Raw genomic sequence first — 23,988 nt, 5'->3', positions numbered from 1 at the left:
AAACGTGAAAAAAACGATATTGCTTTTGTTTCTGCTAACCTTTTCTGCTCTTTTCTCTCAAAGCGTTAGAGAGATGTTCTCAGAAGCGATCATAGACTGGGCAAAGGGAGATATATCTTCCGCACAGCAGAAGATAGAGGAGATCTTCTACAAACCCATCCCCGCTGAGAATCTCGCAGAGTTTTGGTATTTGAGAGCAAAATTGATGATAGAAACAGGAAGAGTGAGAGAGGCTTACGAGGATCTGAAAAACCTGCTTGTTATCGTACCGGATCAACCAGAGGTGCTCTCGCTGGTTCACAATCTGGAATTCATACTGCAGGGTAAAGAATCTGATTCTTTCAACATGAAAACGTTAAAAACACTCCAAGGTTTTAAAGATGGAATAGAATATTTTCTCACACCCACAGATGTGGCAGTTTTCGGTGAGAGTATATACATCGTCGATCCGGTCAACAACCGTCTTATCGAAAGCGATGGTTTCAATTTCAATGTTAAAACCTTATCTTTCCAACCGGAGCAGGTGTTCACCAATAGGGACGGAAACGTCTTCTTGATCTCAAGAGACGGAAGGGTTTTCAAGAATGAAAAGGAAATAGGGAAGTTTCTCAATCCGATAGGAGCAGGTGTTTTGAATTCTGGAGAGTTTACCCTGGCAGATGTGGATAAAATCGTTTTGATTTCAGAAAACGGTTTGAAGAGAGAAATACCAATCGATGGGAAACCCCTGATCGTCGACGCGGAGGTGTACTGCAGGCAGGTTGTCGTCCTTGACACGTGGAGCAATTCTCTCATCGTGATCAACGTGGATACGGAATCACAGAAAAACATTCCCCTTCCTGTTCCGACGCGTTCCTTTGAAATCTTTTACGATGGTTCTTATCTCCTCTTAGATCAGTCTGGAAATCTTTTCCATTTCGATGGAAAAAAACTTCAAACAGTGGGTCAAATTCCCCAGTATGTGAACATAGAGTACGAATATCCATACCTGTTTGGAATGAACTGGGACAAGAATTCGATTGAGATCTCTCTTCTCAAGTCCTCGGAACCTATCTTTGTTCACATCGATTCCTTTGAATTGACTGTCGATAAAATGTTCCTGTACGTGAGGGTGGAGAATGCCTTTGGACGTGATATCGATCTGGTTCAGCTCTTCTCAGATCTTTTCGAAGCGCGTGGAAGAGTACCGTTCGAGGTTTCACACGAGCTGAGAGAATACACAGTATACATAAGCGATGAGGAGTTTCTCTCTAAGAAAGTCTACCAGATAAACGATCGAAGGGGATACTGCGTTGTGGTGCCCCCGGATATTACCTTCTCAAACGAACAGCTCGCCGTTTTGAAACTCAAAAATGTCAAGCTCTACACCTCTCCTGAAGCGAGCGCAGCTCTGAAAGATTTTTGCTACAAATCAGGAGGAGGCATCGGTGAACCATATTTTCTCAAGCACAACCTCTGGGTCTTCAGCTTTTCTTATGTGAAGCCTATAACGGAAGAGATCATTCCTATTTCCGTTTCTTTCAAAACACTCGACATGAACTATTCGGATACCATATACGTCACAAAGAAGGTGATAGAACTTGGTCTCCAGTGACTTTGAAGAAGCATACCGTGAACTCGAAGAAGGAAAGCTGGAGAGTGCCCTGGAAAAATTTTTGAAAATAGCCGAAAAAGAACAATCAGTAGAAGTCTGGGTCAACATAGGAAACATCTACAGAAGAATGAATCTTCTGGCAAAGGCTATTGAGAGCTACAAAAGAGCACTGGAAATAGATCAAAAAAATCCGGTCGTTCTCTTCAATCTGGGAAGCGCATACTATCAGATGGGGAAATTCTTCGAGGCTCTGAAACTGCTGGAAAAGGCCGAGGAACAGGGATTGACAGATCCCAGAGTGAAGATAGTGAAAGCCCTGTGTAAGATAAAGCTCAACCTTCCAGACCCCATGGAAGGACTCGATGAAGATCAGAAGAGGATTGTAAAAGACCTGATGAAAAATGGTTGAGATTCTTCTGCTGCCGAACGAAAGATTTTCGAATATAGAAGGATACATTTTCTATCCTTCGAGAGATGTTTTGCCTCTCGAAGATGTTGTTTTGTCACCCGAGATAAAAGGAAAAAGAATAGAAATCCTGTGGAGGCTTCTAAACGGAGAGAACATCAAGATAGCCACTACCCTGAAAGCGCTCACCGAAAAGGTGTTCTCACCCGATTTTCTGAGAGAAAACTCCCTGATGATAACAAGATCCACAAAGCTCACATTGTCCCCAGAAAGACTCGTCGAAATGGGATATGAACGTGTTTTCACTGTTCAGAACGTGGGAGAATTTGCCATTCGCGGAGATATAATCGACATTTACTCTCCAGGGAACGACTTTCCTGTGAGGATAGAGCTGTTCGGGGACGAAATCGAAGAAATCCGTTTCTTCAAGGTAGACACCCAGCGTTCATTTCAGAGTGCTGACAAGACTCTGATACTTCCTTTTGTTGATTTATACGGTGAAAGCACCTTGCTTGATTTCGTAAAAACGGATGTTCGCTTCATCTGCGAAGATCTTCAAAAGGTTCTGGATGAATACAGAAAGTTCAGGAAAGAAATGAGGGACCTTTTGAAGGAACGCTACAACGACTTCTTCGATGAAAGAGTAGTCGAAGTGGTACTCAAAAACGTTGAAAAAGCTTCCGTATCGTTATCAACACGTATTGAGAAGAAAGAATCGCTGCCCATTCTGGATGTCGATGAGATCGAAGAGGGTGGACTCGTAGTTCACAGAGAACACGGAATAGCGATTTTCGAAGGGGTTGTTCGGCTCAAGGGAGTTCTCGGAGAGAGGGATTATTTGAAGTTGAAATATGAAGACGCAGTTTTGTACGTTCCCATCGAGAAGATCGACAGAGTTCATAAATACATAGGTGATCCTTCGCAGGTCAAACTCGACCGGATGAACCGCGGAAAATGGAAACAAACACTGAAGAAAGTGAGAGAAGACATCGAGAAAAAGATCAGAGAACTCGTTGAACTTTACATGAAAAGACAGGAGGCCCAGGGTCTTTCTCTTCCAGGTGACCCAGAACTGGAAGAAAAATTCGCGGAATCTTTTCCATACATTGAAACCCCCGATCAGCAACAGAGTATAGAGGAAGTGATGAGTGATCTTGCCTCTGAAAAACCAATGGACAGACTCCTGTGCGGAGATGCGGGTGTTGGAAAAACAGAAGTGGCTCTGCGAGCTGCGTTCCGTGCAGTTGTATCTGGTAAACAGGTAGCGGTGCTTGTACCAACCACCGTTCTGGCAAGACAACACTACGAGAACTCCAAAGAGAGAATGGAAACGTTCGGTGTAAAAGTAGAACTCCTGGACAGTTCAAGAACAGCGAGAGAAAAGAAGGAGATCATCGAAAAGCTGAAGAAGGGAGAAATAGACATCATCATAGGCACGCATTCTTTGCTGAATGAAAGAATCGAATTCTCCGATCTTGGTCTTGTCATCATCGACGAAGAACAAAAGTTTGGAGTTGAGCAAAAAGAAAGGTTCAAGAAACTGAGACTCTCGGTGAACGTGCTAACCCTGAGTGCTACACCTATTCCACGCACCCTCCACATGGCCCTCTCTGGAATGAAAGATTTTTCTGTGATAAATTCTCCTCCCCCTGGAAGAAAACCAGTATACGTTTATGTCGCAGAGTACAGCGATGATCTCGTCAAGGGAGCGGTGATCAGGGAGATAAACAGGGGAGGTCAGGTGATCTACGTTCACAACCGCGTGGAAGAACTACCGGAAGTTTTCGAAAAACTGAAAAGGATGTTCCCAGAGCTGGAAATAGCAGTCGCCCACGGAAAGATGTCTAGAAGAGCTATGGAGAGAATTGTCCACGAGTTCTACCGTGGGAACATCGATGTTCTTCTGTGTACCACAATTATCGAGAATGGTGTTGATATACCGAACGCCAACACACTCATAGTGGACGACGCACACAGATACGGCCTTTCACAGCTTTATCAGCTCAGAGGAAGGGTGGGTAGAAGCGACCGAAGGGCCTTTGCGTACTTTCTGTATCCGAAAGGTACTCCAAGAAGCGCTCTTGAAAGACTGAAGGTGCTAAAATCCTACACAGGCTTTGGAAGCGGTCTTCAAATAGCGTTGAAAGATATGGAACTGAGAGGTGTGGGAGATGTCCTCGGTTTGGAACAGCATGGAAATGTTGTGTCCGTTGGTTTGAAACTGTACAACGAAATCTTGAAAGAGACCATCACGAGATTCAAAGAAAGACGAATCGAAAAGAAACACTCTGTGAACGTTGAAATAGAAAATCCCCCGGGCAGATTTTTCATACCGGAAGATTACGTGCAGAATCCTGTAGAGAGGTTGAGACTTTACAGAAGACTCGCATCCTCTCTTGATGAGGAAGATCTCGAGGAAATACTGGAGGAAATGAGGGATAGATTCGGAGAACCACCCGAAGAAGTGAAGTTACTCGTTGATTACTTCAGATTGAGGATCAGAGCTTCGAAGCTGGGAGTAAAGAAGATCAGATTCGATCACTCAATGGTGGAAATCTTTCCAAACAGAGACTCGCCGTTTTTGAATCATCCGAGATACAATAGACGGTCGGGAAGTGTTGTTCTCTACACCAGGGAGAATCCGGTGGAGTTTCTCATGGACTTACTGAAAAAATGAAAGGGTGAGCAGGGCTCACCCTTCGTTTTCATCCATCAGAGAGAGCAGTGATTTCAGATACTTGCTCCTCGATGGATGTCTCAACTTCCGCAGTGCTTTGACTTCTATCTGCCTGATCCTTTCTCTTGTGACATTGAAATACTGGCCAACTTCTTCAAGCGTTTTTGGTTCTCCATCGAGCAAGCCGTACCTCATTCTCAGAACCATCGCTTCTCTCGGGCTCAGAGTTTTCAAGACTTTCTCGAGCTCTTCCCTCATGAGCATCCTCATGGCCTCTTTCTTTGGAGAGGCTATGGAATCGTCAGCCACAAAGTCTTCGATGGAAGAATCTTCATCTTCACCTATAGGAGATTCCAGGGATATGGTTTCCTTCGCTGCTTCGAGTATTTCCTTTATCTTTTCTGGGGGTTTGCCCATCATCTTTGCGAGTTCTTCTATGGATGGTTCTTCACCGTGTTTCTGATAGTACTCTCTTCTCAACCTGTTCAGTTTGTTTATAGTTTCCACCATGTGGACAGGTATCCTGATGGTCCTTGCCTGATCCGCTATCGCTCTTGCGATTGCCTGTCTGATCCACCAGGTAGCGTACGTACTGAATTTGTAACCCTTCCTCCAGTCGAACTTCTCTACCGCCTTCAGAAGTCCTATGTTTCCTTCCTGTATGAGGTCCTGGAAAGAAAGACCGCGTCCCATGTAGCGCTTAGCTATACTGACAACAAGCCTCAGATTCGATGTTATTAGTTTCTCTTTGGCCTTTTTATCGCCCATCTGTGCTCGTCTTGCGAGTTCACGTTCTTGAGCTGGTGTTAGAAGTGGTATTTTTCCTATCTCTTTGAGATACATCTTGATGGAATCCCTTACGTTGCTCGAATCGTGTATCTCAGGGGATTCTCTCTCCAAAAGTTCTTCTAGTTCCTGTTCGTCACCGGGAACACTCATTTCTTCTTCCTCAGATTCACTTTCCACAATGTTTATTCCATGTTTTTCCAGTTCTTCATGTATTCTCTCTATCAGATTCGTATCAAAGTCTTCGAAGTCTGGAGGAAAAGCTTTATCTATATCCTCATATGTTATGTAACCTTTCTTTTTTCCTAAACTGATGAGTTTTTTTATACGTTTTTCTACCTGAGGAGGAAGCGTTTCTTTCTGTTCCTGTGTCTGCTCCTGCGTCTGCTCCTGGTGCTGTTCCTGAAGAACCTGCTGTTCTTCGTTCATTGTGACTTTTTCCTTCTTCGCCATACCGATCACCTCCTCTTTATTTTTCTGAGGAGATCCAACTTCATAGAGAGAAGAAGACGCCTTTCCTCATCGTTTGAAACCTTTTTTATCATCTCATCTATTTCTGCAATACGTCTCTCTATCCGCCGGATTTTCAACTTTTCGGAGAGGTCAGCGAGAAATTTCTCGGGATCCTTTGGAGGAGGAATGCTTTCTATCGTTTCAAAAACCCAATCTTTCAACTCTTTTGGAAAGTTTTCTATAGCTTCGCTTAAATCTTCATCGGATGAAACCCTCTTGAAAAATTCTTTCGCGTTTTCATCTTCCAGTACCTCTAAGTCCAGCTCCAGAATCTTTCCCCTCAAATCTTCGTAGTTCAAAAACAGGTAAGCAAGTCCTCTTCCCTCATCGTAAACCTTTGACGACCTGGATCCATGAACAAGCATAGTGTTAGACTTTTCACTCTCAAAAAAGTTCAAAATCTGGTTTTCTGGTATCTGGAGAGAAGCCGAAGCTTCCTTCACGAGATTTTCTACATGTTTCAAATATCCTTTCTTTCTCATCCTCTGGACCCAACCTTTGAGGAAAGAAAGGTAGGATCTCACACCCGCGGGGCTGTTTTTGTCAAAGAAGACTTCACCAGCAGTCACCAGGAAATATTCGAACGAACGTGAGTTTTTCAGCATCTTTTTCAGCGAACCTTCCCCTTCCTTCTGAAAGAGTTCATCCGGATCTTTGTAAGGAGAGGGGGTTGCTACAAGCACATTGAATTCGTATTCAAGGAGGTCTTCGAGGGATTTGAGAGTGGCTCTGAAGCCTGCTCTGTCATTATCGAAACACAGTATGACATTTTTCGAATACGCCGAAAGCTTCAGAATTGCTTCCCTTGAAAGACTCGCCCCAAGAACAGCGACCGCCGTTGGTATTCCATCCCTTCTGAATGCGAGCGCGTCGAAGTAGCCTTCAGTGATGACGAAAAAGCCGACCTCTTTTGCCACTTTTTTCGCCTCATCGAAGAGAAAAAGGATTTTCTTCTTCGAAAAATACCTGGTCTCTGGAGAGTTCAAATACTTTGGTTCTTCGTTGCCGAGAGCACGCCCACCAAAAGCCACAATATGTCCACTGTCGTTCTTTATTGGAACAACGATTCTTCCTTCGAATCTATCAACGAATCGATCACCCTTTTTCAGCGCGATACCGTATCTGACAAGTTCTTCCGGTATTATGTTCATGCCTTCTGCAACTTCTATAGAGATGCTGGATCTCTTAGGAACGTACCCAAAGCCAAACTTTGCTATATCTTCTTCAGAAAAGCCTCTGCTTTTTAAATAGTCTTTTGCCTCTTTCGATTTCTCCAGCTCTTTGACGTACCTTTTCCACGTTTCTTCGTACAAACAAATGTATTTTCCGTATTCAGAAGTCCCTTCTGTTCTGTAGAGAGAAAGATCAATCCCAGCTCTCTTGGCAAGTCTTTCCAGCGCTTCCTGGAAACTGATCCCTTCCATTTCCTGAAGAAATTTGATGACATCCCCGCTCGCACCACAGCCGAAACAATGGTATATCTTCAAACCCGGATGAACGTAAAAAGAAGGATTGGTTTCTGAATGAAAGGGACAGAGAGCCCTGTAGGAAGAACCTACCCGGGTGAGATTCACATACTCTGAAATGACTTCTACGATGTCAACTTTTTCCTTTATTTCCTCGATGACCTCTCGAGGAATCACACTCTCACTCCTCGGTTGGTAAACTACCACACCTTACATAAGGTGCGCTTCCCGCTTCAACCCGTGATGGCTCGTAGACCCATTTTGGGTTCCGCCAGAGCACGGTCCACGGGCATGAATTCGAACGGCCCCCCTACTGATGGCATCAAGCCATACCTGGCCAAATTCTTCGCAAGGTGTGATCAAAATGTTTAGCCAGTTTTTTCTTGTTCTTTCGTGGGGTAGATACAAAATTTGTAGGTTTTGAGCATCCTTATCCTTCCTTTGAGATTGCTCCCTAAGAACCTCAAAGCAGAAAAGTTTATCTTTGATTTGCGGGAACTCTTTCTTGATGAGTTTAGACGAGGCACTTTTGCGTTATGGTGCTTTCTTTGCACTTTGTTCGATAAACAGAAAAAGAGAGGTCCGGGAGAACCGGACCCCGCGATTGTCTGCTGCCAGCAAAATCATCTCTTGGAGAACTGAGGAGCTCTTCTTGCCTTTTTCAAGCCGTACTTCTTTCTTTCCACTTCTCTTGGATCCCTTGTGAGCATCTTGTATTTCTTGAGAACAGGCCTCAGATTCTGGTCGTACTGAAGGAGGGCTCTGGCGATGCCAAGCCTCACGGCACCGGACTGGCCAGACAAACCTCCACCGTTAACCCTTATGACAAGATCGAATTTGCCAAGTGTGTTGGTTACTTCGAGAGGCTCTATCGCATGTTTTGTCCACGCAGGATTTTTGAAATAGTCATTCAGACTTTCGTATTCTTTTCCATTGACCTTCACTTTTCCTTCTCCCGGTCTCAGGTAAACTCTTGCAACAGCAGTCTTTCTTCTTCCCGTTCCGTAGTATCCTATCACTTCAGACATCCTTCTCCCTCCTCATTTTTTCACAGTTCAATAGGCTCAGGTTTCTGTGCCTGATGTGGATGTTCGGGCGACGCGTAAACTTTGAGTCTCTTGAGCATTTTTCGGCTCTGCCTGTTCTTCGGAAGCATCCTTTTGACAGCGAGCCATATGAGTCTTTCGGGATGTTTTTCCAGCATCTGCCTTGCTGTCAGAGACTTCAGACCTCCGGGATAACCAGAATGCCAGTAATAAACCTTCTGATCGAGCTTCTTTCCAGTAAGAACCACCTTGTCAGCGTTCACAACGATGACGTAATCCCCCGTGTCAACGTGCGGAGTGTAATTGGGCTTGTGTTTCCCCATCAGTATCTTCGCTATGCGTGTCGCGAGTCTTCCGAGAACTTTCCCGGAAGCATCCACCACGTACCATTTTCTTTCAACCTCTTCGGGTTTTATCGTAGTTGTCTTCTGAACAGGAAAGTACCTAGCCATTGTTGCTCCTCCCTTCCACTGTTTCCAGTTTAAAGATACTGGACACTTTCTTGTAAACAAAGAACGTCACAAACGAGTCGATTCCAAATTTCACCAGATTGAAAGCCAGTATGAACGGGAAAAATTTCAGATAAAGTTCGAACGGAGCCTTGAAGTAAAGCGGCACGATGAGAGCATTCAACCCCAGAGCGAACGCTGTGGTGAAAAGTGTAGCGACAATCATGCCTTTTATTGCCGTTGCTCTGCTCTTGTTTCTGTGATAAATGAGGCCAGCTATTCCCACAAAGGACATTCCCAGCACAGCGTTCATCGCGATTCCCACAGGATCACCGGACTTCATAAGGAAGAAGAGAATGTCCTTCACCAGGACGACAAACATGCCGACCCCGGGCCCCAGCAAGAAACTCACTATGAGCGCCGGTATTTCACTGGGATCGTACTTCAGGAAACTCGCTTGTGGAAATATCGGAAACTCCAAAAACATCACCAGAGTTGCAAGAGCTGAGAAAATCCCCACGAAGGAGATTTTCTTTATGCTGCTCACTCTTTCACTCCTCATAAACGCTCACATACTTTTTGTTGTTTTTCGTTTCAAACTTCACCCTGCCATCCTTCAGTGCGAACAGAGTGAAATCTCTTCCCATACCAACGTTTTTTCCGGGGTAAAATCTTGTTCCTCTCTGTCTCACGAGGATGTTTCCTGCTTTGACAATCTGACCATCTCCCACTTTGACTCCCAGATATTTTGGAAGACTGTCTCTACCGTTCTTCGCAACACCACCACTCTTTTTATGAGCCATTGTCGATCACCTCCACTCTGATCTGAGAAGGAAACTTCTGTTCGAGTTCTTTCAAAGACCTCACCATGGCTGCTAGTACTTTCACTTCGCAGTTTTCGAGTTCTTCAAATTTCACTTTCAGATAACCGGATTCCTTCTCTATTTTCGCTTTTTTCTCGGCTTTCAGAAAGTTCGCCACGTGCTGCGTCAAAAGACTAACTGAAGCGCACAGTGTTTTGTCTGGTGCATGACCTGTTACTTCAAAAAAAGAATTAGTCACAGTCACTTTTATCATAGTTCAATCTTTTCAATTTTGATGGCGGTGTACCACTGTCTGTGACCTTTTTCCACCTTACTGTTCTTTCTGGGTCTGTACTTCACAGTCTTCACTTTTCTAGCCTTTGCGTGTTCCAGAACCTTCCCTACAACCTTAGCTCCTTCAACATAAGGTTTTCCGACGAGCACCTCTCCGTCCTTCCTGACGAACACCACTCTGTCGAAAACGATCTCGTCACCCGGGGAGTAGTCTTTCTGCCTTTCAGTGTAGAGAATCTTTCCTTCTTCGACCCTGTACTGCCTGCCAGCCGTTTCTACGATGGCGTACAACACCTTCACCTCCCAATCACATGGTATACAAGTGCTGGGGTACGTACCCTTGAGGGATTTGAAACGCACCCCACGCACCAGCGAAGAGTATTTTACTACTCTTTCTTTTCGGATATTTTAAAAAAGAATTACTCTCCGCCTTCCTTAGGTATCAAACAGAGAAACTCCACTTCGGAGTCTGTATCGTTCCTGAAGCCGTGTATTTCATTGGGTTCAACGAAGATGTAAAAACCCTCTTCCACCGCTTCCTCGCCTTGCTCCTTCAAAACTGTGAGCTTTCCCTTCAAAACGAAAATCTCGTGCTCCCATGGATGAGAGTGTCTGTCGATGAGACCGCCAGGTTCCACCGTGAAAAGTCTCATGACAAAGTTTGGAGCGTCTTTCAAGCCTATGAGGACTCTTTTACGAACTCCTCGTACCTTATCGGTTGAAATTTCCTGGGGAGTGACATCATATGCTTTCTTTAATATCATGTTTTCTTCTCCCCTCTCGCCTCGTTCCAGAATACTCTATCACAACTCTTCTGTAAGGTTCTACACCGACTGAGTAGCTTATCACACCTCTGTGTTTTCTCACAAGTTTGTGAACAATTTTCCTCTCAAAAGAAAACATGGGATCCAGTACTACTTTGGTCTTCTCGGAAATAGCCTTTTTGACAGCCTCTTCCACTATTTTCTCAAGAGATTTCTTCCGCTTTTCCCTGTAATCTCCCATATCCAGAATCACGTTCAGCTTCGTATCACTCAATCTGTTGAGGAAGATCATCGCTATATGCTGAAGTGCTCCCATGGTTTTTCCGTGTTTACCTATGAGCCTTCCTACGTTTTCACTCTCCACGTCAACAAAGAAACTCCTTCCAGAAGATTTCACAGTTATTTTGACTTCTGAATCTACCACCTGCAAAATCTCAGTTAAAAATTCTTTCAATTTTCTTTCAAAGTAAGCTTTGGTGATCTGCACCTCGACAACCGCTTCTTTTGAAAAGAGGCCGAATATTCCATGAAATCCTTTTTCCAACACGTTGGCCGTGTACTCTCCTTCTCCGAGACCGTATTTTTTGACCACTTTTTCAACCGCTTCCTCCACTGTAGGAGCCCTTTCCACAATTTTCTTCATCTAATCCCCCCTCATGCCTTTTTCGGAAGACCGAGAAGTTCTCTCGTTGTGAGACCTTTTATCTTGTAGCGTTTGTAGGTATAGTAAGTCACCGCAAGTTGAATCAGAGTGTTAGTTGCATAGTACAGAAACAGTCCGCTTGGAAGTCCCACGAACAGGAACGGGAAGATCACCGACATGATGATACCCTGCCAGGCCGTTCTCGCATCCTGGCTTGTGAGAAGCGTTGTGTAGTAACTCGCCACTATGGTGATTATCAGAAACAGCCAGTTGTTGGAAAAACCACCCGCGGAGAGATCCTTCCAGATGAGAAAATTTCCGCTGTAGGCAAATTCTTCGACGTAGTATCTGATGACCGACCACAGAAGCATGAAGATAGGTAGCTGTATGAGGAGCATGAGACAGCCGCTAGCCGGATTCACTCCCGCTTCTCTGTAGAGCTTCAGGAGAGCTTCCTGCTGTTTCGTCGGGTCCTTGTACTTCTTCTTGATGGCTTCTATCTGCGGCTGTAACTTTCTCATGTTTATGAGAGATTTCGTTTGAGCGTGGTAGAGCGGATAGAGTATCAACCTCACGATAAGAGTAAAGAGCACAATCGCCCATCCAAAATTCTTCGTGAGATCTTTCAGCCACCAGAAGAACCAGACCAGACCGTAAAACACAGGATCGTACCACTTGTTGAATCCCGGTATCTTCACAAGAGCTTTTATGAGAACATCGTAATCCTCTGGAAAGGCTTTCTTTATTAGAGTTCTCTTGTTCGGTCCCATGAAAACGATGAAACGCTTTTGTCCGTTTATCTTCAGAGTACCTTCAAAGAGGAGACCTTCGTCATGCTTTAAAAGTACGAGTGTTCGCGTTCCGGGATTGAAGGACGCGAAGTAATTTTCCAGGTATCTATCCGTGGAGGTATCGACAGATACTCTGGGTACCGTCACTTCAACGGGTTTTGAGCTTTCTATATCAACAAAGAAGGTATAATTCTCGTCGTTCTTTATCGTGAAAATCTTCTTCACGTAGCCGTAGTTGTATACGATACTTACCTCGTCGGAGAAACCCTCGGATACTTTTCCCACACCGGTTACTATCGGTTCTTCTATCACTGTCAGAGGTGTTCCCTCATCGAGTACATCGAAGCCATCATTTCCATAGGTGAAAACGTGCTTTCGACCATCGACAAGGGTGTAAAAGTCTTTGAGTATGCCCTTTTCCAGATCGAAGTGATACTCCTCGAACCTGGTGAGAACAACTATTTCTTTCTCGGAGCGAACAACCTTGATCGGTTCCACAGCAAACAAAAAGATTGGAAGTATGGCGAGCAGTATTGCTACAACTTTTCTCAAGACCATCGCCTCCTTGGTTTGAATGAAAATTCCTCGGGAACAGGATCGTAACCACCTTTTGATAGGGGATTGCATCGGAGAATACGCCTGAGGCCCAGGAAGGTCCCCTTCAAGAGCCCATGTTTCTCCAGGGCCTGTATGAAGTAATTCGAACAGGTTGGAGTGAACCTGCAGGTTGGAGGTTTGAGAGGTGAAATGTATCTCTGATAAAACCTTATAAGCATTATAAGCAGTTTTTTCATCCTTCTATCCTCTTCAAGAGATTCAAAAGCTTTTCACGTATGGTCCAGAAATCCACTCGTTCGAATTCTTCTGACAGTTTTTTTCTGGGAATCACTACTATGTCAAAACCCTTTGGAATTACACCTTTGTTCCTTCTGAAGATCTCCCTTACCCATCTTTTCAGTTTGTTTCTTCTGGTCGCCTTTCCGAACTTTCTCTTCACAACTATTCCCAATCTGGAATAATCAAGCCCATTTTTCCTGAAAAGAACCACAAAGTACTCGTTTTGAAGACTTTCTCCCTCTTTGAATATTAACAGGAAATCTCTCCTGAGCCTCAGGCGTTCTCTGCGGGTGAAACTTTCTGTCATACAGTCAGTCTCCAGCGTCCTTTCCTTCTCCTGTTCTTGAGAACTCTTCTTCCACCCGGTGTTCTCTTGCGCGCCAGAAATCCGTGTGTTCTCTTTCTCTTTCTTCTTGAAGGCTGGTACGTTCTTTTCATCCTGCTTGACCTCCTCCTCAACAGTGTCTATTCTCTCAATTAGTATATCATACTCACGAGCGTTTGAGTTTTACCGCAATCTCTCCCGCGAGTTTCACGTTTTCTTCGAGAAGAGCAAGATTCGCCTTCAGAGTTCTTCCGTTTGTCATCTCCACGAGCTTTTTGAGAAGAAAAGGAGTCACTTCTTTTCCTTCAACCTCCAGCTCGATCTTTTCAAGAAGACGTTCTATTTCATCGTGCGGTACTTCGTACTCCTCCGGCACGGGATTCAGCACCATGAGGGTTTTCTCAAGTTCTATTTCTTTCATGGTTTCGTAGATCTTCAGGACTTCCTCTACATTTTCTACCCTTGGAACCCTTCGGCCGCTTTTCCTCGAGAAAAACAATGGGAACTCGTCCGTTCTGAAACCAACCAGAGGAATCTCTAAAGTTTCAAGCATCTCGAAAGTTGCTTCCACATCGAGAATAGACTTTATCCCGCTGGATACGAGAATAGCGCGTGAAGAAGACATCTCGGTGAGATCCTGAGAAACGTCCACACGTCCGGGATGAACGCCCCCAGTTCCTCCGGTTACAACGACCTCTATTCCGATTCGTCTGGAGAGAAAGATGGTGGCACTCACAGTAGTCGCAGCGTTTTTTCCCTCAGCCACCACAATGGGAATTTCTCGAGTGCCTACCTTATCGGCGCCTTCTCTCATCATCGCCTCGAGTTCTTCTTCACTCATGCCAGCGACGATCTTTCCCTTCAGGATGCCTATAACCGCAAGCTGGAACCCTTTTTCTCTAGATATCTCTTTCGCCCTTCTGAACAACTCTATGGCTTCCTTTCTGGGCAGTCCATGAACAAACACTGTGGTTTCCATTCCTACAACGGGCTTTCCTTTTTCTATCCTACTTTCTATGATCACAGGAACACCTCCTAATACTCGATTCCCTTCCTTGCTACAACTCCCTTCTGGTAGTAATGTTTTACCTCTTTCATTTCTGTGACAAGATCGGCCTTCTCTATCAACCACTCAGGAGCGTATCTTCCCGTTATCACGAGCTCCACATTTTCTGGCTTGACGTTCAGAAGATCTTCTATCTCCTCCTTTGAGAAAAGTCCAAGATGCATGGCCACACAGAGTTCGTCCAGTACAACCACATCGTATTTTTCAGAGACGAGCCTTTCTTTCGCATCGGCAAGACCGCCTTTTGCCTTTTTTATCTGTTCTTCCGAAGGATTTCCCACGATGAACTCAGGTGTTCCATACTGAACGATTTCAAAGTTTGGGAGGAATTCGCTTATTTTGAGCTCAGAAGTTTCTCTTCCCTTCAGAAACTGTCCAAAGAACACCTTCAAGCCTGCACACGCTGCTCTTGTTGCGAGTCCGAGCGCTGCCGTTGTCTTTCCTTTTCCGTTGCCCGTGTAAACGTGGATGTATCCCTTCAACTTGCATCCCTCCTTACTCGTATGTTAGCATGAAAAAGGGTGAGAAAATATGATTATCAGAGATGTAGAACTGGTTAAAATAGCCAGAACTCCAGGTGACTATCCTCCTCCCTTGAAAGGTGAGGTCGCTTTCGTTGGAAGATCGAACGTGGGTAAATCTTCTCTTCTCAATGCGCTGTTCAACAGAAAGGTCGCTTTTGTGAGCAAAACTCCCGGAAAGACGAGATCGATAAATTTCTATCTTGTCAACTCAAAATACTACTTCGTGGATCTTCCGGGGTATGGGTACGCGAAAGTTTCCAAGAAAGAACGAATGCTCTGGAAGCGACTCGTGGAGGACTACTTCAAAAACAGATGGTCACTTCAGATGGTCTTTCTCCTTGTGGATGGAAGGATCCCACCTCAGGACAGCGACTTCATGATGATAGAGTGGATGAAAAGCCTGAACATTCCGTTCACCATCGTTCTCACCAAGATGGATAAAGTGAAGATGTCAGAGAGGGCAAAAAAGCTTGAAGAACACCAGAAGGAGTTCTCAAGGTACGGAGAGTACACGATTATACCAACTTCCTCAGTTACCGGAGAAGGAATAAGTGAACTTCTGGATTTGATATCAACACTACTGAAAGAAAATTGATAAAATATGTTGTGAGGGCAGGGGGGATAAAAGTTTGAGCGGAGAGACACGAGATGTGGTCAGCGAAGATCCGGTAACGAGCGAAGCTCTGAGATAAAGCAGTGAAAGGGGGGGAAGCCATGAGAAAGCTCATGAAAATAGTCCTCGTCCTCGGGAGTCTGCTCGGAGCACTGATGGCAGTTGTTGGGGCTAATCAAATCTGGTAATTGATATAATCGCTATATTGACAATTGCTAGTTACACCCCTGCCCTCGTGGTTCTCCGCTTTCTTGATCCTGAAAGGAGTGACGACCCTTGATCAGAAGAAAAAATGAAAATTCAGAAAAATCATTTCTAATTTATTCTTTATCCATACTCGCATTCTATTTCTTTCTGATCTTTGTGTTCAGCGATTATACAGACAATTGGCATGGTTTTGGTTTCGTTTTGATACTTTTTCTCACCAGTGTATTCTTCGATATTGCTAGAACAAAAACTTTTGAGTTTACAGGTGGAAAAGTGGAAACTTCTGCTGTTTTCATTGTAAACATCTTCACGGCAGCGCTTTTGAATCCACTGGAGGCTTCCCTTGTGGCAGCATCATCGGCTATTACTTTTAAGATAATAAAACTCTTCTTCGGAGAACGTTATCCTGTCAGTCGTTATATTTTCAATTTCTCTCAGCTGGCTGTGACCACTTACGTAACAAGCTTCCTCTTCCACCGGCTATCTGGAACAAACACCTTTCAGAACATCCTCGCTATTCTGTTGAGTACTGTTGTCTACTTTCTCATCAACAACATCTTCGTGTTTTTTGGAGTTTACATCCTCACCAAAGGTGATATCCGTGAGACCGCTTCTAAGGTTCTATACGGTCCTGTCACGAGCATGGCTCTCATGATACCGGTCATAGCCGTCATCTACATTCTCTATCAGTACATCGGATTCATAGCCATCCCCGTATCTCTTGCAGCCGTTCTTTCTATTCAGGTAGGAAACTACTACAGATACAAGTACTACGAAGCAAAACTGGAACACCTGAAACTCCTTACAAAGAGTCTTGAAGAAAAAGATGAATACACCCGCGGTCACAGCGAAAGAGTGGCAGAACTCGCAAAGAAAATGGCCAAAAGACTTGGATTTTCACCGAAGATGGTTGAGAGAATCTACAACGCCGCTTTCCTGCACGACATAGGAAAAATAGGGATTCCGGACCACATTCTGAAGAAACCCACCATCCTTTCAAAAGAAGAAATGTCGATAGTGAAGAACCACCCCATCATGGGCGAAGACATACTGAGGGAAGTTGACATATTCAACAACAGAGAAAGCAAATGGGTTAGACACCACCATGAAAGATGGGACGGAAAAGGATACCCCGATGGTCTGAGAGGAGAAGAGATCCCTCTGCCTTCCAGGATAATATCCGTTGCCGATGTGTACGAAGCGCTCACAAGTGATCGACCCTACAGAAAAGCACTCAGTCACGAAGAGGCAAAGGAAATCATGATGAAAAACATGAAGGGAACCGTTCTCGATCCCAGACTCGTCGATCTGCTCTTTGAGATCCTCGAAAAAGAAAAGGAGGAAGAAAAATCATGATGATAGATGTTTTTCTCATAGCTTTGCTTCTTTCGACTCTGACGGGAAACATCAAAAACGTTTTGAAATACAACTACAGAGGGCTCTATCTATTTGCCATTCCTTTCGTGCTTCAGCTTCTTCCATGGAAGGAAATTCTCGTTCCCCTATCGTTTGTGATGCTCTTTCTTTTCTTTATCTGGAACAGAGATATTCCCGGTTTCAAACTGATGGCAGCCGGTGCCATTCTGAACGGCTTCACCATGAGCGTCAACGGTGGAAAGATGCCGGTATGGGAGCCCACCCTTAAACTTCTCAATTTGGATCTCGATTTCAAACACATCGCATTCACTGAATTTTCCTGGAAAACTCTCTTAGCAGACTACATACCCGTTTATCTTCCGTGGGGAAGAAAGTTCGTTATAAGTGTGGGAGACATACTTGTGTTCATCGGTGTTTTCATCTTTTTCGTTCTAAAACCTCGATTCCAAACCCAACCGTCCCGGGCCCCACATGAGTCGTGATCACCTTTCCCATCGGTGATATGATTTCGTCGACAACCTCGTAACTTCTTCTGAGAGCGTTCAAAAGCTCCACGACTCCGGCCTCGTTGTCGGCGTGAACACCTATCACTCTCAACTTCGAGCCTTCAGGAGTATCCTCACGTAGTTTTTCTATGAGGGCTTCTATCGCCTTTTTGTCTCCTCTGACCTTTCTGTAAGGGATGAGTTCTCCGTTCTCTATGTGAAGACACACCCTTATCTTGAGAAGATTTCCCACGAATCCCTGGAACTTCGACACCCTTCCTCCCTTGACAAGGTAGTCGAAATCTGAAACATAGAAGATCGCTTTGAAGTCTTTGTTCTTCATTCTCTCATCGAGTTTTTTCAGTACTTCCTCGATGGTGGCACCATTTTCGAGCATTTCACGAGCCACACGAGCTGGAAGGGGTATCGCACCCGAAGCAAGAAGGGTATCCACAACGTAAACGGGTATGTCCACTTCCTTGGATGCGAGAACGGCGGAATTGTAAGTTCCGGAAAGCTTCGACGATAAAGTGAGAACCAGAACAGCATCGTAACCCTCTTCTTTGTACTTCAGATATCTCTTCTTGAAATCCTCCACACTCGGTTGGGAAGTTTTTGGCACACTGCCTGCCTCTCTTATTCTCTTGTAAAAGTTCATTATCTCTTCCGGCTTTCTTTCGTCAGGCTCGGATCTTCCGTCTTCCCACACCACGTACAGTGGAATGCTGTCCATATCGTATTTTTCCATCCAGGAAAAAGGAACATCGGCTGTGCTGTCAACGAGAATCTTTACCTTCATCAGTTCACCCCCCTATCCTCTCCTTTATTATGGAAGCCGCTCCGAGGATTCCGGCGTCTTCGACGAGAGGGCTCGCCACTATTTCGTAGGTTCCCACAAAGGATGGCATGATGTAATCCACCACTTTCTCTCTCAGGGGACCAAACAGAATCTCTCCCGCTCTTGAAATTCCTCCACCTATGATCACTATCTCCGGGTTGAATATGTGTATGTAGCCCGCTACGGCTCGTGCCAGGGCATCCACCACCCTGTCTCTTATCATCAGAGCGAATCTGTCTCCCTGTCTTGCGGCGTCAAAAAGGTGCTTGGCGTCTGCCTTTTCGGGTGAACCCGCGAGTTTGTAAACCAGAGAGTCGTGATATTTCTTGTAGCCTTCTCTGAGAAATCTCCTTATCGCCGTTGCGGATGACACAGCTTCAAGACAACCCCTTGTACCGCAGTTGCACATGGGGCCATTGGGTTCGACGACAACATGCCCGAGTTCCGCTCCTATTCCATCCCTTCCCGTGAGGAGGTGTCCGTGAGTGACAACTCCTCCGCCAATGCCAGTTCCAAGTGTCAGAGCCACTATGTGATCGTATCCTCTTCCGGCTCCGAACCACTTCTCTCCAAGGACAAACGCGTTCGCATCGTTTTCAAGAAAAACTTTCTTCCCAGTTCTCTTTGCCAGCTCATCAGTTAGTGGAACGTTGTGCCAGTCCGGAAAATTAGGGGAGAATCTGACAATCCCATTCTCTCTATCTATCGAACCTGGAGATCCAATGCCAACGTAAGGCGTTTCTTCTCCATCAGCCACCTCCAGAATCGCTTCGGCGATTCTTCTTATCACATCTTCTTTTCCGTTCTCTACGAGAGTATCCCGAGTTACTTTCTTCAGTATTTTTCCATCTTCACTCACGAGTCCTACCGAGAAGGTAGTTCCTCCAAGATCAACTCCTATGAGCTTCAACTTCGGCACCTCCTGCTCAGTATCTTGCTTTTTCCTTGTCTATCAATTTCAGAAATTCTTCGTTTGAAGAAGTTTCGGAAAGTTTGTTCAGTATGAGCGTCAAACCTTCTTCTTCCGTCATTGCAGAGAGCATCCTTCGTAAGAGCCAAACCTTCTTGAGAGTCTCTTCATCGAGCAACAGCTCTTCCCTTCTTGTTCCGGAAAGCAAAAGATTTATGGCTGGGAAGATTCTCTTGTTCGCCAGCTGTCTTGAGAGAACCAGCTCCATGTTACCTGTTCCTTTGAATTCCTCGAATATGACCTCGTCCATCTTCGAACCCGTTTCCACAAGAGCGGTAGCGATGATCGTGAGGCTTCCACCTTCACGGGTGTTTCTCGCCGCTCCAAAGAATCTCTTGGGTTTGTAAAGGGCGGCTGGATCCACACCTCCCGTTAGAAGTTTTCCGCTGGGAGGAACTACTATGTTGTACACTCGAGCAAGTCTTGTCAGACTGTCAAGGAGTATAACAACATCGTAATTGAATTCCACCAGTCTCTTTGCCATTTCCAGGGTGAGCTCGGCGACCTTTACCTGTTTGTCTGGGGGCATGTCAAAGGGAGCCGCTATGACGATTGCATTCGTTGACTCTTTTATATCCGTAACCTCTTCCGGTCTTTCATCGATCAGTAAGATTATTCTTATGGTATCCGGGTGGTTTTCAGCGATACCGTTCGCTATTTCTTTGAGGATAGTCGTTTTACCGGCTTTTGGAGGTGCCACGATCATTCCTCTTTGTCCCTTCCCAATAGGAGCGAAAAGATCTATTAATCTGGTGGAATATATCTTTGGGTTGGTTTCAAGGATGAAGCGTTCTCTGGGGTAATCCGGAGTCAAGTTGTCAAAGTTTACTCTGTCGTTGACCGCTTCGACTGGTCGATAATTTATCGCTTCGATTTTTATCATGGCGAAGTACTTTTCGCCTTCTTTCGGTTTCCTTATAACCCCGGAAATTATATCTCCCGTGTTCAGGTTGAATTTCCTTATCTGAGAAGGGGATATGTATATATCATCGTTGCTTGGAAGAAGGTTGTCCTCGAGCCTTCTCAAAAAACCAAAACCTTCAGGATGAATTTCCAGTACACCTTCACCGAAAAAATAACCGGTGGATTCGGTTTGGGCTTTCAAAATGGCAAAAATCAAGTCTCTTTTTCGTATAGAAGTGTATCGAGGAATACCCAGGGATTTTGCTATCTCGTAGAGCTGTTTTATGTTCATGGATTCCAGCTCTGATATGCTAATGCCTTTCTGTTCCTCTGTCAATTTTTCACCTCCTACTGATGGAAGGCAACAAGGGAGGGAAAGAAAAAGGAGGCATCAGCCTTCCTGACTGGATGCCTCCACAAGCTGAACGAGCGACATCTCAGCGGCATCTCCTCTTCTGAAACCTATCCTCAGAACCCTCACATAGCCTCCGTGTCTCCCAACGTAGTTCTTCGCTATTTCATCCACAAGTTTGTTTGTCAATCGTCTGTCTCCAAGCACAGCGTTTATCTGCCTCCTCAGATGAACGCTTTTGGCTTTATCATCAGTTGTGGCGGCTTCTATGGCCTTGCTGACAAGTTTATCCATTAATATCTTCAGAGCTTTTGCTTTTGCTGTTGTGGTAACTATCGAACCGTGTTCAACGATTTCTCTTGAAAGGTTTCTCAAGAGACTTTTTCTGTGGCTACCATATCTTCCAAGTCTGTGCCTCTTCACTCTATGTCTCATCTTTCATTCCCCCTTCCTGAGCTCAAGACCGAATTTTTCTTTCAATTTCTCCTTGACCTCATCGAGAGATTTCTGACCAAAATTCTTTATCTTCAAAAGCTCTTCCTCTGTTTTGCTGAGAAGATCTCCGATCGTTTCTATTTTAGCTCTCTTCAAACAGTTGAGAGATCTGACCGAAAGCTCGAGTTCATCTATCTTTCTGTTGTAAACATCCAGATTCTCCCTGTTTTCTTCTTCATGATCAACGGCGGGAATTTCTGCTTCTTCTTCCTCGGATGTGATGATGTATTCCTCGGAGATCTTCAGTTCAGGCAGACCCTCCGTCACGATTTTGAAATGATTTATCAGGATGTCCGCAGCCTTTCTGAGGGCCTCTTCAGGTCTTATCGATTTCTTCGTCCAGATTTCAAGAATGAGCTTGTCGTAATCCGTCCTCTTTCCAACACGAACGTTTTCCGTCAGAAAGTTCACTTTGATCACAGGGCTGAAAACTCCATCTATTGGAATCCATCCCACGTCAGGTCTTTCTTCCCTCTCAGACACGGGAACGAATCCCTTTCCCACTTCTGCGTAGACTTCGAAGAAAAGATCTGCTTTAGAATTCAAGGTGGCGATGTGTAGATCCGGATTCGCCACTTCGATACCAGCCGGTGTCTTTATATCACCCGCGACAAGTTCGCCCGGTCCCTTCTTTTCTACCTCCATCTTTATTGTACCTTTCACAGTCACGTTGACCCGAAACTGAACTTTCTTCAAGTTCAGGATTATATCCAGTATGTCTTCTTTTACTCCTTCAATGTAATCGTATTCATGGTACTTTTCTGGCTTTATGAATCTCACTCCAATGATTGCGAGAGAAGGTATGGAGGAGAGAAGAACTCTCCTCAATGCGTTTCCTATCGTGATGGCATATCCTCTTTCAAGCGGAGAAAGCGAAAATCTTGCATAATAATAGTCCTTTTCCTCTCGTTCTTCCTCCACCTTTAATTTTTTCGGTATCACAAACTCTATCATTCACATCACCTCGAGTAGAATTCGATAACTGTCTGAAGATCGACTGGAAGATCGGTAACTTCCTCAAGGCTCGGATATCTCAGGAAAGTGCCTCTGTAGTTGTCGTAGTCGACTTCTATCCAGGGTACAACGCTTCTTTCTTTGTTGGCTTCTACAGCCTTTTTGATCACTTCGAGGTCTCTGCTTTTTTCTCTCAATTCAACTACATCGTTCGGCTTCAGAAGATAACTCGGTATATTCACTTTCTTTCCATTCACGAGGAAATGTCCGTGATTAACCAGCTGTCTTGCCTGTCTTCTGTTTATAGCGAATCCCATTCTGTACACGACGTTGTCCAGTCTGGCTTCAAGTATCTGGATCAAGTTCTCTCGAGTGTCTCCTGCCTTCTGCATAGCTTTTTCCACGTACCTTTCGAACTGTCTTTCAAGTATGCCGTAGATTCTTTTGACGGTTTGCTTTGCTCTGAGCTGTATACCGTACTGCGTGAGCTTGGCTCTTCTCTGACCGTGCTGACCCGGTGCGTAAGGTCTTCTGTCAAAAGCACACTTATCGGTGTAACACCTTTCTCCTTTAAGATAGAGTTTCATTCCCTCTCTTCTGCAAAGCTTGCAAAGAGGTCCTGTATATCTCGCCATTTCGTTCCCTCCTCACACTCTTCTTCTCTTCTTGGGTCTGCAGCCGTTGAACGGAATAGGAGTAACATCCTTTATCTGGTTGATTTCAAGACCGGCGCCCTGAAGCGTTCTTATCGCAGGTTCTCTTCCCGGGCCAGGTCCCTTCACAAGAATATCGACTTTTTTGATGCCCATTCTGAGAGCTTCTCTTGCCACTTTATCGGCTGCCAGCTGAGCAGCGTAGGGTGTTCCCTTCCTTGTTCCCTCGAATCCCACCGTTCCTCCGCTGGCCCAGGTGAGTGTATTTCCATCTTTGTCAGTGAGAGTAATTATGGTGTTGTTGAAAGTGGATTTTATATGCACCACTCCGTAATCGAAGCCAACTTTCTTCTGTTTCCTTGAAGAGCTGCCTCTCTTTCTTGCCATTCAATTCCCTCCTTTACATTATGAAGACTTCTTTTTGGTCTTTATTCTGCTCGGTCTGGGTCCTTTTCTTGTCCTTGCGTTTGATCGGGTCTTTTGACCTCTAACGGGGAGCCCAAGTTTGTGTCTGATACCTCTGTAACACCCTATCTCTATGAGTCGTCTGATGTTTCTTTCAACCTCGCTTCTGAGTTCTCCTTCTACCTTGAAATGATCCTGGATGTACTTGGTGATCTTGCTGATCTCCTCATCGGTGAGGTCTCCCACTCTCTTTTCCGGATCTATACCAGTGTTTTTCAAAATTTCAAAGGATCTGCTCCTTCCAATTCCATAGATGTAGGTCAGCGCCACCCAGACCTTTTTGTTGTTTGGAAGCTCAACACCTACGATACGAGCCATTCATTTCCCTCCTCCTTAACCTTGCTTCTGATTGTGTTTTGGATTAACCTTACAGATAACATAGACTCTCTTCTTCCTTCTGATTATTTTGCAGTGTTCACATCTCTTCTTCACAGAAGCCTGAACCTTCATTCTCCTCACTCCTTTCGTTACTCTGGTTTTTTTCTATAAACGATTCGCCCTCGAGTGAGATCGTACACAGAGAGTTCAACAATAACCCGATCTCCAGGAACCAGTCTTATAAAATTTTTCCTCATCCTGCCAGAAACGTGGGCGAGCACTTTGTGCCCATTGTCTAATTCTACTCTAAACATAGCGTTAGGTAAAGCCTCTATTATGGTCCCTTCCATCCGGATGACATCTTCCTTTCCCAT

Annotated in this window: 33 protein-coding genes; 6 read left to right on the top strand and 27 right to left on the bottom strand. The window is 44.9% G+C overall.

Going from position 1 to position 23,988, the window contains the following annotated elements; genetic code table 11:
- Positions 1–4 precede the first annotated feature (4 nt).
- From CELL2_RS06885 to mfd, 3 genes are read left to right on the top strand one after another with little or no spacing between them, the layout of a single operon-like run.
- Positions 5–1,594, top strand: a complete 1,590-nt coding sequence (locus tag CELL2_RS06885; protein WP_012311083.1) for a hypothetical protein — start codon at positions 5–7, stop codon at positions 1,592–1,594.
- The gene (locus CELL2_RS06880) at positions 1,581–2,003 is read left to right on the top strand and encodes a tetratricopeptide repeat protein (protein WP_012311084.1); all 423 of its coding nucleotides are present in this window, start codon (positions 1,581–1,583) and stop codon (positions 2,001–2,003) included. The genes CELL2_RS06885 and CELL2_RS06880 overlap by 14 nt, the downstream gene beginning before the upstream one ends.
- A complete protein-coding gene (gene mfd / locus CELL2_RS06875; protein WP_038034522.1) occupies positions 1,996–4,677 on the top strand; it encodes a transcription-repair coupling factor in 2,682 nt (893 codons plus the stop codon). The genes CELL2_RS06880 and mfd overlap by 8 nt, the downstream gene beginning before the upstream one ends.
- Positions 4,678–4,692: 15 nt before the next feature.
- Here mfd and rpoD read toward each other — a convergent pair whose 3' ends face one another.
- From rpoD to cobO, 17 genes are all read right to left on the bottom strand, one after another.
- Positions 4,693–5,916 (bottom strand): RNA polymerase sigma factor RpoD, encoded by a 1,224-nt coding sequence (gene rpoD / locus CELL2_RS06870; protein ID WP_038034525.1) that lies wholly within the window; start codon positions 5,914–5,916, stop codon positions 4,693–4,695.
- Between the two features lie 5 nt (positions 5,917–5,921).
- Positions 5,922–7,619 (bottom strand): DNA primase, encoded by a 1,698-nt coding sequence (dnaG, locus tag CELL2_RS06865; RefSeq protein ID WP_012311086.1) that lies wholly within the window; start codon positions 7,617–7,619, stop codon positions 5,922–5,924.
- Between the two features lie 191 nt (positions 7,620–7,810).
- Positions 7,811–7,870, bottom strand: a complete 60-nt coding sequence (locus CELL2_RS09900; protein ID WP_371180346.1) for a helix-turn-helix domain-containing protein — start codon at positions 7,868–7,870, stop codon at positions 7,811–7,813.
- A 195-nt stretch (positions 7,871–8,065) separates the two neighbouring features.
- Positions 8,066–8,470 carry a 30S ribosomal protein S9 gene (gene rpsI, locus CELL2_RS06860; protein ID WP_012896452.1) on the bottom strand — a complete coding sequence of 135 codons (405 nt, stop codon included), beginning with the start codon at positions 8,468–8,470 and terminating at the stop codon, positions 8,066–8,068.
- A 20-nt stretch (positions 8,471–8,490) separates the two neighbouring features.
- The gene (gene rplM, locus CELL2_RS06855) at positions 8,491–8,940 is read right to left on the bottom strand and encodes a 50S ribosomal protein L13 (protein ID WP_038034528.1); all 450 of its coding nucleotides are present in this window, start codon (positions 8,938–8,940) and stop codon (positions 8,491–8,493) included.
- Positions 8,933–9,484, bottom strand: coding sequence for an ECF transporter S component (locus CELL2_RS06850; protein WP_012896450.1), 552 nt, complete (start codon positions 9,482–9,484; stop codon positions 8,933–8,935). Before CELL2_RS06850 ends, rplM begins: the two co-directional genes overlap by 8 nt.
- A 4-nt stretch (positions 9,485–9,488) precedes the next feature.
- Positions 9,489–9,740: a 50S ribosomal protein L27 gene (gene rpmA, locus CELL2_RS06845; protein ID WP_004081742.1), complete on the bottom strand. Its 252-nt coding sequence runs from the start codon at positions 9,738–9,740 to the stop codon at positions 9,489–9,491.
- Entirely contained in the window at positions 9,730–10,014 is a 285-nt protein-coding gene (locus CELL2_RS06840) for a ribosomal-processing cysteine protease Prp (protein ID WP_008195077.1), read from the bottom strand. The genes rpmA and CELL2_RS06840 overlap by 11 nt, the downstream gene beginning before the upstream one ends.
- Positions 10,011–10,325: a 50S ribosomal protein L21 gene (gene rplU, locus CELL2_RS06835; RefSeq protein ID WP_008195075.1), complete on the bottom strand. Its 315-nt coding sequence runs from the start codon at positions 10,323–10,325 to the stop codon at positions 10,011–10,013. The genes CELL2_RS06840 and rplU overlap by 4 nt, the downstream gene beginning before the upstream one ends.
- A 128-nt stretch (positions 10,326–10,453) precedes the next feature.
- Positions 10,454–10,798 carry a cupin domain-containing protein gene (locus tag CELL2_RS06830; RefSeq protein ID WP_008195073.1) on the bottom strand — a complete coding sequence of 115 codons (345 nt, stop codon included), beginning with the start codon at positions 10,796–10,798 and terminating at the stop codon, positions 10,454–10,456.
- The gene (gene jag / locus CELL2_RS06825) at positions 10,776–11,441 is read right to left on the bottom strand and encodes an RNA-binding cell elongation regulator Jag/EloR (RefSeq protein WP_038034530.1); all 666 of its coding nucleotides are present in this window, start codon (positions 11,439–11,441) and stop codon (positions 10,776–10,778) included. Before jag ends, CELL2_RS06830 begins: the two co-directional genes overlap by 23 nt.
- Positions 11,442–11,452: 11 nt before the next feature.
- Positions 11,453–12,790, bottom strand: coding sequence for a membrane protein insertase YidC (yidC, locus tag CELL2_RS06820; RefSeq protein WP_081501989.1), 1,338 nt, complete (start codon positions 12,788–12,790; stop codon positions 11,453–11,455).
- On the bottom strand, positions 12,781–13,026 hold the full coding sequence (gene yidD / locus CELL2_RS06815) for a membrane protein insertion efficiency factor YidD (protein ID WP_004081754.1): 246 nt from the start codon (positions 13,024–13,026) through the stop codon (positions 12,781–12,783). Before yidD ends, yidC begins: the two co-directional genes overlap by 10 nt.
- Positions 13,023–13,376: a ribonuclease P protein component gene (rnpA, locus tag CELL2_RS06810; RefSeq protein WP_008195067.1), complete on the bottom strand. Its 354-nt coding sequence runs from the start codon at positions 13,374–13,376 to the stop codon at positions 13,023–13,025. The genes yidD and rnpA overlap by 4 nt, the downstream gene beginning before the upstream one ends.
- Positions 13,373–13,507, bottom strand: a complete 135-nt coding sequence (gene rpmH / locus CELL2_RS06805) for a 50S ribosomal protein L34 (protein WP_004081758.1) — start codon at positions 13,505–13,507, stop codon at positions 13,373–13,375. The genes rnpA and rpmH overlap by 4 nt, the downstream gene beginning before the upstream one ends.
- A gap of 53 nt (positions 13,508–13,560) precedes the next feature.
- Positions 13,561–14,418: a pseudouridine-5'-phosphate glycosidase gene (psuG, locus tag CELL2_RS06800; RefSeq protein ID WP_038034532.1), complete on the bottom strand. Its 858-nt coding sequence runs from the start codon at positions 14,416–14,418 to the stop codon at positions 13,561–13,563.
- A gap of 11 nt (positions 14,419–14,429) precedes the next feature.
- Positions 14,430–14,942, bottom strand: coding sequence for a cob(I)yrinic acid a,c-diamide adenosyltransferase (gene cobO, locus CELL2_RS06795; protein ID WP_008195060.1), 513 nt, complete (start codon positions 14,940–14,942; stop codon positions 14,430–14,432).
- Positions 14,943–14,991: 49 nt separating this feature from the next.
- On the opposite strand from cobO, the gene yihA reads away from it, so the two are divergent.
- From yihA to CELL2_RS06780, 3 genes are all read left to right on the top strand, one after another.
- Positions 14,992–15,579, top strand: a complete 588-nt coding sequence (gene yihA / locus CELL2_RS06790) for a ribosome biogenesis GTP-binding protein YihA/YsxC (protein WP_038034533.1) — start codon at positions 14,992–14,994, stop codon at positions 15,577–15,579.
- Positions 15,580–15,873: 294 nt separating this feature from the next.
- Positions 15,874–17,160 carry an HD-GYP domain-containing protein gene (locus CELL2_RS06785; protein ID WP_369699336.1) on the top strand — a complete coding sequence of 429 codons (1,287 nt, stop codon included), beginning with the start codon at positions 15,874–15,876 and terminating at the stop codon, positions 17,158–17,160.
- On the top strand, positions 17,157–17,663 hold the full coding sequence (locus CELL2_RS06780) for a DUF5317 domain-containing protein (protein WP_038034534.1): 507 nt from the start codon (positions 17,157–17,159) through the stop codon (positions 17,661–17,663). Before CELL2_RS06785 ends, CELL2_RS06780 begins: the two co-directional genes overlap by 4 nt.
- On the opposite strand, the gene CELL2_RS06775 is transcribed toward CELL2_RS06780, so the two are convergent.
- The 10 genes from CELL2_RS06775 to infA are packed head-to-tail and all read right to left on the bottom strand — an operon-like array spanning position 17,599 to position 23,988.
- A complete protein-coding gene (locus CELL2_RS06775; protein ID WP_008195052.1) occupies positions 17,599–18,465 on the bottom strand; it encodes a DegV family protein in 867 nt (288 codons plus the stop codon). The genes CELL2_RS06780 and CELL2_RS06775 overlap by 65 nt on opposite strands.
- 4 nt (positions 18,466–18,469) lie before the next feature.
- A complete protein-coding gene (locus tag CELL2_RS06770; RefSeq protein WP_011943805.1) occupies positions 18,470–19,414 on the bottom strand; it encodes an ROK family protein in 945 nt (314 codons plus the stop codon).
- A 16-nt stretch (positions 19,415–19,430) separates the two neighbouring features.
- On the bottom strand, positions 19,431–20,714 hold the full coding sequence (gene rho, locus CELL2_RS06765; RefSeq protein ID WP_039446228.1) for a transcription termination factor Rho: 1,284 nt from the start codon (positions 20,712–20,714) through the stop codon (positions 19,431–19,433).
- A gap of 54 nt (positions 20,715–20,768) precedes the next feature.
- Positions 20,769–21,164 (bottom strand): 50S ribosomal protein L17, encoded by a 396-nt coding sequence (gene rplQ / locus CELL2_RS06760; RefSeq protein WP_011943803.1) that lies wholly within the window; start codon positions 21,162–21,164, stop codon positions 20,769–20,771.
- Between the two features lie 3 nt (positions 21,165–21,167).
- Entirely contained in the window at positions 21,168–22,178 is a 1,011-nt protein-coding gene (locus tag CELL2_RS06755) for a DNA-directed RNA polymerase subunit alpha (protein WP_038034536.1), read from the bottom strand.
- 5 nt (positions 22,179–22,183) lie between these two features.
- Positions 22,184–22,813 carry a 30S ribosomal protein S4 gene (gene rpsD, locus CELL2_RS06750; protein ID WP_011943801.1) on the bottom strand — a complete coding sequence of 210 codons (630 nt, stop codon included), beginning with the start codon at positions 22,811–22,813 and terminating at the stop codon, positions 22,184–22,186.
- A gap of 12 nt (positions 22,814–22,825) precedes the next feature.
- Positions 22,826–23,218 carry a 30S ribosomal protein S11 gene (gene rpsK, locus CELL2_RS06745; protein ID WP_011943800.1) on the bottom strand — a complete coding sequence of 131 codons (393 nt, stop codon included), beginning with the start codon at positions 23,216–23,218 and terminating at the stop codon, positions 22,826–22,828.
- Between the two features lie 18 nt (positions 23,219–23,236).
- Positions 23,237–23,614, bottom strand: coding sequence for a 30S ribosomal protein S13 (gene rpsM / locus CELL2_RS06740; RefSeq protein WP_004081785.1), 378 nt, complete (start codon positions 23,612–23,614; stop codon positions 23,237–23,239).
- Between the two features lie 15 nt (positions 23,615–23,629).
- Positions 23,630–23,746, bottom strand: coding sequence for a 50S ribosomal protein L36 (gene rpmJ / locus CELL2_RS06735; RefSeq protein WP_004081787.1), 117 nt, complete (start codon positions 23,744–23,746; stop codon positions 23,630–23,632).
- Between the two features lie 17 nt (positions 23,747–23,763).
- Positions 23,764–23,988: a translation initiation factor IF-1 gene (infA, locus tag CELL2_RS06730; protein ID WP_004081789.1), complete on the bottom strand. Its 225-nt coding sequence runs from the start codon at positions 23,986–23,988 to the stop codon at positions 23,764–23,766.

This window comes from Thermotoga sp. Cell2, assembly GCF_000789375.1.
Lineage (GTDB): Bacteria > Thermotogota > Thermotogae > Thermotogales > Thermotogaceae > Thermotoga > Thermotoga petrophila.
This window is presented reverse-complemented; position numbering and strand designations above follow the sequence as displayed.